The following is a 2,174-nucleotide window of genomic DNA, read 5'->3' as shown; positions in this document are numbered from 1 at the left end:
GGGCGGCAATGGGGGCGGGGCAGGCTGACGCTCCCGCGCGGTCCTTGGGCGCACCAATGCGCGTCGAGGCGCAGGCGCAGATCCAGCCGCAGGTTCCGGCCTCCGCGCCGCAGGTGAAGCTCTCCTTCGCGCCCGTGGTGGCGCGCACCGCGCCGGCGGTGGTCAATGTCTATGCCCAGAAGACCGCCCAGCAGCGGGCCAATCCCATCTTCGACGACCCCTTCTTCCGCCGGTTCTTCGGCGGGCAGGGCGGCCCGGGGCTGCGCGCGCCGGAGCGGGTGCAGCGCTCGCTCGGGTCCGGCGTGATCGTGGATCCCTCCGGCATCGTCGTCACCAATTTCCACGTCATCGAGGGGGCCGACGAGATCCGCATCGCCCTCAACGACCGGCGCGAATATGAGGCCGAGGTGCTGCTGCGCGACCAGCGCACGGACCTCGCGGTGCTGCGCATCAAGACCGAGGCGAAGGAGACCTTCGCCTCCATCGAACTGGGCAATTCGGACGAGCTGGCCGTGGGCGACCTGGCGCTGGCCATCGGCGATCCCTTCGGCGTCGGCCAGACGGTGACGCAGGGCATCATCTCCGCGCTGGCCCGCACCCAGGTGGGGATCTCCGACTACCAGTTCTTCATCCAGACCGATGCGGCCATCAATCCCGGCAATTCCGGCGGTGCGCTGGTGGACATGGAAGGGCGGCTGGTGGGCATCAACAGCGCCATCTATTCCCGCTCGGGCGGCTCCATCGGCATCGGCTTCGCCATTCCGGTCAACATGGTGCGGGTGGTGGTGGAGCAGGCGAAGGGCGGCTCCAAGTCGGTGCGCCGGCCGTGGCTCGGGGCAAAGCTCCAGCGGGTGACGCCCGACATTGCCGAAAGCCTCGGCCTGCCGCGCCCCACCGGCGTGCTGGTGCAGGACGTGGTGGCCCAGAGCCCGGCCGCCAAGGCGGGCCTCAGGCTGGGGGACCTCATCGTCGCGGTGGAGGGGCAGGCCATCGACGATCCCGAATCCCTCAACTACCGCTTCGCCACCCGGCCTATCGGCGGCAAGGCGGCGCTGGCGGTCAACCGCGGCGGCAAGGAGGTGAGCCTCGTGGTGGTCCTGGAGGGCGCGCCGGAGACGGTGCCGCGCGACGTGGTGGTGGTGCGCGCCCGCTCGCCCTTCGCCGGCGCCACCGTGGTGAACCTGTCGCCGGCGGTGGCCGAGGAGCTGAAGGTGGATGCCAACGCCACCGGCGTGGTGATCTTTGACGTGGACGACAATTCCCCCGCCGCCGCCGCCGGCTTCAAGCCCGGGGACGTGGTGATGGAGGTGAACGGCGAGAAAATCGGCCGCACCCGCGACCTGGAGCAACTGGTGCGCACGCCGCTCAGGGCCTGGCGGGTGACGGTGGGGCGCGCCGGGCGCACCATCACAGCACTGCTGCCGGGCTGAGTCGATGGCCCGCCGCGCCTGAGCGAAGCCCTTTCGGCATCGGTCGAAGACCGGGGCCGTGGGTTGAAGAAACGCGAGCGAGAGGACGAGAGACAACGCCCATGGCCGATCTGTTCGAGGCGGCGGGACTGGGAAGCGACGTGCCGCGCCCGCTCGCCGACCGGCTGCGGCCGGCCAAGCTCTCCGAAGTGGTGGGCCAGGAGCATCTGGTGGGGCCCGACGGCGTGCTCACCCGCATGCTGGAGACGCGCTCGCTCGGCTCCCTCATCCTGTGGGGGCCGCCGGGCACCGGCAAGACCACGGTGGCCCGGCTGCTCGCCTCCGCCACCGACCTGCATTTCGAGCAGATCTCGGCCATCTTCTCCGGCGTCGCGGACCTCAAGAAGGTGTTCGAGCAGGCCCGCGCCCGCCGTCTGGTGGGCAAGGCGACGCTGCTGTTCGTGGATGAGATCCACCGCTTCAACCGCGCCCAGCAGGACAGCTTCCTGCCGGTGATGGAGGACGGCACCGTCACCCTGGTGGGCGCCACCACCGAGAACCCGTCCTTCGAGCTGAACGCGGCGCTGTTGTCCCGCGCCCGCGTGCTGGTGTTCAAGTCGCTGGACCAGGACGCCATCGCCCGCCTGCTGACGCGGGCGGAGGAGGTGGAGGGCAAGGCCCTGCCGCTGACCGAGGATGCCCGCTTCGCCCTGCTCAACATGGCGGACGGGGATGGGCGGGCTGCGCTGACCCTGGCCGAGGAAG

The 2,174-nt window shown here is 70.7% G+C and carries 2 protein-coding genes; both read left to right on the top strand.

What is annotated here, in order from left to right; all coding sequences use genetic code 11:
* Positions 1-8: 8 nt before the first annotated feature.
* Positions 9-1,430: a DegQ family serine endoprotease gene (locus tag K9U41_RS22645; RefSeq protein ID WP_432715850.1), complete on the top strand. Its 1,422-nt coding sequence runs from the start codon at positions 9-11 to the stop codon at positions 1,428-1,430.
* A 101-nt stretch (positions 1,431-1,531) separates the two neighbouring features.
* Positions 1,532-2,174: AAA family ATPase (locus K9U41_RS22640; RefSeq protein ID WP_282643094.1), on the top strand; the 643-nt coding region annotated here is incomplete at its 3' end.

Source organism: Xanthobacter autotrophicus (assembly GCF_029991245.1).
GTDB lineage: Bacteria > Pseudomonadota > Alphaproteobacteria > Rhizobiales > Xanthobacteraceae > Xanthobacter > Xanthobacter autotrophicus_C.
The sequence above is the reverse complement of the archived record's forward strand: the minus strand, read 5'-3'. Positions and strand labels throughout refer to the sequence as shown.

Coding starts and splice junctions, on each gene's coding strand:
- K9U41_RS22645 (WP_432715850.1), top strand. CDS start 9: ATGGGGGCGGGGCAGGCTGACGCTCCCGCGCGGTCCTTGGGCGCACCA.